Here is a 7289-nt window from a genome sequence, read left to right as displayed (position 1 = left end):
ATCTTTTTTAACACATAGAAACATAGATTTCCTAACCGAAAAAAGCGTTTCACTTTTAATAAAACGCAGAAGACTATATTTCTCTCTTTTCTTTTATCTTTCTTCTTTTTTCTTTTTAAAAACCCATCTCACTATTTATCAAAAGAACTCACCTCTCAGGGCTTATCTTAGTGAATTTCTAAAAGCACATTGTACTGATTTAAATTTGCCAGATCTTCGATAGAATTAACGTCTGTCATTCTTGCATGTTCTTCCACTTCTTTTTTAGATTCGATTTGTTTGATGCATTTTCTAAAACGTCTCACCTCTTCTAAATTTGACAAAATAAGTCCGGGAACAGGCACACTTTTCCCCTCATTATCTTTAGCCACCATGGTAAAATAAGATGAATTACAATGTTTGATGGCTCCCGTTTGGATATTCTCAGCTTCCACACGAATTCCCACAATCATAGAACTTCTTCCCACATAATTTACCGATGCTTTCATGGTTACTAATTCTCCAACCTCAATAGGTTTTAAAAAGTTTACCGTATCCACAGAAGCGGTTACGCAATAATTGCCACTAAATTTTGAGGCTGATGCAAAAGCAATCTGGTCTAACAGCTGTAAAATATATCCTCCGTGAATTTTTCCACTAAAGTTAGTATGCGAAGGCAACATTAATTCTGATATACTTATTTTCGATGAAGAAACATGTTTGAAATCTGCGGTCATAATTTTTTATTTGTATTTGAATGGAAAGGTTTATTTGCGAACAGCTTGGATGAAACTACGTTTTTAATTTAAAGATTGATTTTCATCTGAATTAGAAGCTCTGGCAATAATATTTTCAGGAAGCGATTTTTTAGCCTTCGCTCCCATTTTCTTTAATTTTTCGACACTTGAAATCAGATTTCCTCTTCCGTCTACCAACTTGCTCATGGCATTTTCGTATTCCGTTTTTGTGTCTTTTATTTTATTTCCAATACGTACCAAATCGGTAACAAATCCCTCAAATTTGTCGTATAATGCTCCTGCCTGTCTGGCAATTTCAAAGGCATTTTCCTGTTGTTTTTGATTGGTCCACATACTATCAATAGTTCTTAAAGTCGCTAGTAAGGTTGTAGGAGTTACAATAACTATGTTTCGATCAAACGCTTTATTGTACAAGGTCGAATCTTCGTTTAAAGCAATCGCAAAAGCAGGTTCAATGGGGATAAACAATAAGACAAAATCCGGGCTCTCGATTTGATACAAATCATGATAATTTTTGCTTCCCAACTGCTCGACATGTCTTTTAATAGAGTTTACATGTTCTTTCAAGAAGTCCATTTTAAGAATTTCAGATTCTTCATTGATCCATTTTTCATAAGCAACCAGAGAAACTTTTGAATCGACGATCATCTTTTTACCGTCGGGTAAATTGATTACAACATCGGGCAAAACTCTGTTTCCTTCAGCATTTGTAAAACTTTGCTGTACTTCGTATTCTCTCCCCTTTTCTAAACCGGATTTTTCTAAAACACGTTCTAAAACCAATTCGCCCCAATTCCCCTGCATTTTACTGTCACCTTTCAAAGCCTTGGTTAAATTCAGGGTTTCTTTACTCATTTGGGCATTCATTTCACTCAATCCTAAAATCTGCTGACGCAAAGCTGCATGATAATCAATACTTTCTTTGTGGGTTTGTTCTACCTTTTTTTCGAATCCCTGAATTTTATCCTGCAAAGGCAGCAGGATGCTTTTCATATTTTCGCTATTCTGCTCCGTAAACTTTGCCGATTTCTCTTCCAGAATTTTATTCGCCAGGTTTTCAAATTCTTTGGTAAATTTCTCCTGAAGTTCGCTTACTTCATTCTTTTGTTCTTTATGACGTTCCCACAAGTTTTCAAAATCAACTTCTTTTTTAGAAAGCTGAATCGCGAGACTGTCTTTTTCGGTTCGGATATTCTCTTTTTCAGAACTGCTCAGATGGAGCTGTTTTTCAAAATTTCTTCTTTCGTTTTCAAACTGCTCTTTCTGAATTTGTAATTGATTTGTGGTGGCACTCAACCTTTCTTCCAGACTCACTTTTTCGGATTGAAATCGTGCAGCAAATAACGTCTTTCCTAAATATATCCCTAGAAATAACGCAGCTGTGAAGGCTAACAAATACGGAAGAAATTCAAACATAATTACATTTTTACATAAAGTAAAAGTACACAATAATACGAAGTGCTTTATTCTAAATTAGAAATTTCACGAATCCCTAATCTCGAAAAATAAAATCATTATTCTAAAAAAATAAAAAAAATCACGCAACCATTTCCAAAAGAAGACATCTACTAATTATAAACTATTAAAATATTGTTATGAAAAAATTAATGCTAAGCTTGTTTATAGCTTTTGGATTCAGTGCCTGCTCCCTTAATAATGAAGATATGAATGTAGTTTGCGGAGAAAGTGAAGACTTAGCTTTTACAGGAATTCCACTTTTATGCAACTATAGTGTTAAATCTTTACCTACCAATCCTGTTGCATTTTTAGCTGCTTCTGAAGAAAGATTGAATGCTTACTTCACCAAAAAAGAGAATACGTGTCCAAATGCTACTATTACACCTATCGATTTTAATAAAGAAATGATCGTTGGTATTTTCTCAGGACTTAAACCTACAGGTGGTTTTAAAATTAAGATAACCAGTATTGTTCAAAACAAATGTCAGATTCTGGTCAATTACTACGAAAAAGAACCTGAAGTGGGCGAGACAATTGCACCCGGGGCAACGTATCCGTCAGATTTCATTTTGATACCAAAAACAACTAAAACAATACTATTCAATAAAGTAGCAGACAACCGTGACAATGTCGTAATAGGAAGTTTCAGCGGTCAATGTACAGGTGCTGATTGTCAAAAATTCTATCAGATCAACGATTTTAATATCCAGAAATTCTTAAACGTTAAAGCTGGTGCTTACGATTTCGATCAATACCGCTATACGGCGACTACCAAAAAAGGAGATTACACGCTTTTCTTAAAATCGGTACCTGCTGAAATTTTAGCTTTAAAAGGACAAACTAAAACCTATGGCTCTCCGGATGCCGCAGATCAGGGAGGGGTATATTTTGAATTACGTCAGGGTATAAATGTTACTAAAATTACCATCGACAACAAAGATACTGCCGATCAAAGTGCCGAAATAAAAGCATTCAAAAAGGCTATTCAGGATAAAATAACAAGTCTAAAATAATCTGATTCATGAAAAAATATTTCTTATTTATCATCGTATGCGGTCTCTTTTCGTCGGCATATTCATTGGAATCTACGGGTATAAATTCAGGTTCAATTGTAAACACCTGGATTTGGGAAAAATCGATTGGAGGAAACAGTAATCCCTATACGGCAACTCCTAAAACGATCGGATTTAACAAAAAAGTCGTTTTTACACCAAACGGAAGAATAATCACGTACAAAAACAATGTTGAAATAAGAAATAGCGCCTATACAATTGAAAAAGGTGTTGGTTACTTTGATCAGGCCGAACATGACTTAATCACTTTTGAAGGCAAAACTTATGTCATAGAAAACCTTGACAATCAAAACCTAACCATTGTCAGCAATAATACCGATGCATCACGTACTATTTACAAAAGGTAGTTTTATAAGCTTATAAGAACTATTTTTGCAAAACCAAACAAACCACTTTTTTGAAAGACGATTTAGATAAATACATACGACTGTGCATCAAAAATGACAGAGAAGGGCAACTGAAAATCTATCAGTTGTTCTCTCCTGTTTTATATGGTATATGCCTGAAGTATATGAGAAATGAAGACGATGCCAAAGATGTATTTCAGGAGGCTTTTGTGATCGTTTTTCAGAAAATCGGCCAATATAAATTTGAAGGAAGTTTTGAAGGCTGGCTAAAACGTATTTTCATTAATAAACTGATTGAAACTCTGAACAAGAAGAAAAAAGAGAGTTTCTTTTTGGACGTTTTTGATCCGGATACTGATTTTGTTGAGGAGGAGGAATTGGATATTGCTCCGGTCGAACAGGAGAAACTGCTGGAATATATCCGGGATCTACCGGATCAGTACCGCACCGTTTTCAACCTGTATGTTTTTGAAAAACTAAAGCATAAAGAAATAGCCGAACTTTTAAAAATCTCTGAAGGAACATCAAAATCAAATCTAAATCGGGCCAAAAGCATTTTGCAAAAAAAAATAATGAGCATAAAAAATTTTAAAATAGCATGAAAAAGCAAAATATAGAAGATCTTTTTTCATCAATGGAAAACTTTTCAAGTGTTCCACCTCCTGAATTATGGAGTCAGATTGAAGAAAAATTAGACCAACCCAAAAAGAAAAAGAAGAAAGCTATTCTTTGGTGGTCGGCTGCTGCATGCTTATTATTAGGGTTGCTGCTTCCTTCTGTTTTACATTTTACCTCTACTTCGGCAATTCAAACGGTAAAAAATGGCGCGATAGAAAACAATAGTGTGGTTCTTGATGAGAAGAAAAATAATCCAAACTCTAACAAAACAATTCAAAGTAAAGAGAATAATGCTGTTGTAAATACCACTCAGCAAGAATCAAATCATACCGTTAGTAACTCTTCTCTGAAGAACAGTACAAATTCGTCTGAGCTTTCTATAAAAAATCACAATCAAAAAACGGCAGTTGCTCATTCTGATGTAACAAATAAGGCTAATTCAGGGAATGCAAATCTGAACTCCACTCTTCAAAAGAGAAATGAAGATCATACCGCAACCCAAAAAGTAATTGTTTCTGCCCAAACAAATACAGCCCATTCAGATCCATCAAATGCATTCAATTCTGCTTCAACAAATCAATTTCTAAATCCAACGGGGAAAAATTCCAATCAAAATGTAGCTGAAAAAATGTATGCTGCCGGGAAAAATAATCCATTAGCTTCTTATTCAAAAAATCATTCTATTAGTGCTGATAAAAAAGCTGCTAATCAAATAGTAGCGGAACAAACTTTTAGTGCAGGAAAGGCAAACCCTTTCTATCCAAATTCAAAAAATAAGGTGTCGGCTTCTGTTTTCGAAGAGCAATTGCCTGCTAAAAATAACATTAGTACAGCTTTAAGTGCTGTGAACCCGCTTTCTGATAAGCATCAGAAAACTGCTGTTGAAAACACATTCCCAGGCAGAGAATTAACAGGTAATTCAAAAAACAATTCGAAATTCAGTACCGTTTTAAGCAAGCAGGATTCCGTTCAGTTGGCAGAACTTCAAAACTTAGAAAAAGGTATAATTAATCCGGAAGAGAAAAACGAGAAAGAAAAGAAAACTACCATTTCTAAAGGAGAAAGATGGGCCGTTGAAGTTTTTGCCGGATTAGCCAACTCGGAAAATTATAAAAATGACAAAACGCTGGGCAATGTAAACGACTCAAAACAGGGAAGTACTTACGGTGTTAAAACAAAATATAAAATCAACAAAAAATGGGCCGTTGGTTCAGGTTTTAAGATCAACGAATTAGGACAAAGTGTTGCTGATGTATCGTACATAAGCAATGGCCCGCCTAATGCTGGCATGACTTCTAATGACTATTTTAATCAAAATGCAACAGTAGTCGCAGCAGCTCCCCAAATTAGCACTAGTTCAGGTTACATTTTTGTTTCTAAAAACACTACAAATGCGTTAAAACAAAATAACATTGAGAGCAATTCTATTGAGAGTGGGAATCTGGATCAAAACTTAAGATATATCGAAATGCCTTTAGAGGTTTCGTATTCTGTTTTCAGTAAAAACAGGACCAACATCAATATCAATACCGGTGGTTTTGTGGGAAAACTGATTTCAAATAATATGGCCTTAAACGGAAATTCGATTGGTCAGAATGTCAATGCCAACGATTTCATCTACGGTTCTACATTAAGTAGTACTTTACAATATCGCGTTTACAAGAAAACAAGTGTTTTTGTGGAGCCTGCTATGAATTATTACGTTAATCCACTAAGCAGCCAATCTTTTAATCAGTTTCAATGGGGCTTAAATTTTGGATTGAATGTTACTTTTTAAAGTTCTTTTTGTGGTAGTTTTACCAAAAAATTACTTAGAAAAAACGATAAAATGATCCTCAAAAATAATGGGACCGATCCGGAGTCACTACCTAAAGATCTTATAATTGCCAAAGAAATACTTTACGATTGTTGCGATTTTGACCTCACTCAACCTCAACCGGAAGCTGAAAGCAATGAGTACGATGCTTACCGTTTTCGATTGAATCAGAAAAACATCCGTTACAGGAAAGCGAAAATCACACCCACCAAAACAGGTCAGTTTGTAACTTTATGGAAACGCAATACGACGGGAATTATTGAGCCTTTTGATTTCACAGACGCTATTGACTTTGTGATTGTCAGTGTTCGAAAGAACGAACTCTTCGGACAATTTGTTTTTCCTAAATCTGTTTTATTAGAGAAAGGTATTTTTACCACTTCGAAAAAAGAAGGCAAAAGAGCCACAAGAGTATATCCTCCGTGGGATGAAACAACAAGTAAACAAGCCCAGAAAACGCAGCAATGGCAATTGAATTACTTTTACTTCATTACGCCCGAAACAAATCTGAAACGATTCAAAATAATAATTTAGAAAAAACCTGTTCGGCTTAACGAACAGGTTTTTTTTGCAAAACAAAACCTATAATTTAAATTATTTATTATAATATTTTTCTTATATTTATAAAAATATACTTGTATGAAAAATATTAAAAAAATGGCAATCCTCTTAATGGTTTTAGGAGTTGCAGTGTTAACAGTTCGTTGTGTTTCAGAGGAAGCAGGAAGTGAACAAAAAATAGAGCAATCTATTAAGGTTAGTCAAACGAGGGTTTGGTTTGAACAGTATCAGTCAAAAGTAAAAATTGATTCGTCGTTTAAAAATCAGATTTATGATTGGAATAATGCAGCTGTAGAAAAGTTTGAAAATGGGTCTGAGGCACTTGTAGTTCCCGTTAGAGATAATAATCTGAGTGATGCTTATAAAGGTCAGAAAGTATTGTATTTATACCCTTTAGAAAATAAAAAAGATTTTTCGGCCACACTATATGAAATACTTCCATTATCAGAATCTTTAGAAAAAATAAAAAGTTCAGCGGATTTAGTTAACTTTAATGGATATATTATTGCCTGGGATTTAGAAAGGGGATTTGTAAATGGAGCCAAATTTGAAAACTCCAGTACGACAGCAGCGCTAACAGGACTTAGGGTAATCTCTCCGGTGGAGTCAGAACGTCTCAATAAATCGACTGCTAAGTCAGATTCAGATCCTTTTGAATTAGATGAAGTGATCATTCGAA

The 7289-nt window shown here is 34.6% G+C and carries 8 protein-coding genes; 6 read left to right on the top strand and 2 right to left on the bottom strand.

Translation table 11 applies throughout. The annotated features are described in order from the left end of the window. Positions 1 to 167: 167 nt before the first annotated feature. Together C245_RS0122355 and rmuC are read right to left on the bottom strand one after the other, a co-directional pair. Entirely contained in the window at positions 168 to 716 is a 549-nt protein-coding gene (locus C245_RS0122355; protein ID WP_026110234.1) for an acyl-CoA thioesterase, read from the bottom strand. 63 nt (positions 717 to 779) lie between these two features. Next, complete coding sequence (gene rmuC / locus C245_RS0122350) at positions 780 to 2153, bottom strand: DNA recombination protein RmuC (protein ID WP_017498837.1); 1374 nt, start codon at positions 2151 to 2153, stop codon at positions 780 to 782. A gap of 179 nt (positions 2154 to 2332) precedes the next feature. Between rmuC and C245_RS0122345 the strand changes: the two genes are divergently transcribed. The 6 genes from C245_RS0122345 to C245_RS23445 form a co-directional block, all read left to right on the top strand. Then, positions 2333 to 3208, top strand: a complete 876-nt coding sequence (locus C245_RS0122345) for a protease complex subunit PrcB family protein (RefSeq protein ID WP_017498836.1) — start codon at positions 2333 to 2335, stop codon at positions 3206 to 3208. Between the two features lie 8 nt (positions 3209 to 3216). Then, positions 3217 to 3615, top strand: coding sequence for a hypothetical protein (locus C245_RS0122340; RefSeq protein WP_026110233.1), 399 nt, complete (start codon positions 3217 to 3219; stop codon positions 3613 to 3615). A 50-nt stretch (positions 3616 to 3665) separates the two neighbouring features. Then, positions 3666 to 4217 (top strand): RNA polymerase sigma factor, encoded by a 552-nt coding sequence (locus C245_RS0122335; protein ID WP_017498834.1) that lies wholly within the window; start codon positions 3666 to 3668, stop codon positions 4215 to 4217. Then, the gene (locus tag C245_RS0122330; RefSeq protein WP_017498833.1) at positions 4214 to 6010 is read left to right on the top strand and encodes a hypothetical protein; all 1797 of its coding nucleotides are present in this window, start codon (positions 4214 to 4216) and stop codon (positions 6008 to 6010) included. Before C245_RS0122335 ends, C245_RS0122330 begins: the two co-directional genes overlap by 4 nt. Before the next feature lie 51 nt (positions 6011 to 6061). Beyond that, positions 6062 to 6583: a MepB family protein gene (locus C245_RS0122325; protein ID WP_017498832.1), complete on the top strand. Its 522-nt coding sequence runs from the start codon at positions 6062 to 6064 to the stop codon at positions 6581 to 6583. A gap of 105 nt (positions 6584 to 6688) precedes the next feature. Next, positions 6689 to 7289 (top strand): hypothetical protein (locus C245_RS23445; protein WP_035747188.1); only part of this gene is annotated, 601 nt, incomplete at its 3' end.

Source organism: Flavobacterium sp. WG21 (assembly GCF_000335775.1).
GTDB lineage: Bacteria > Bacteroidota > Bacteroidia > Flavobacteriales > Flavobacteriaceae > Flavobacterium > Flavobacterium tructae.
Note: the sequence above shows the minus strand (reverse complement) of the source record. Positions and strands in the feature narration are given on the sequence as shown.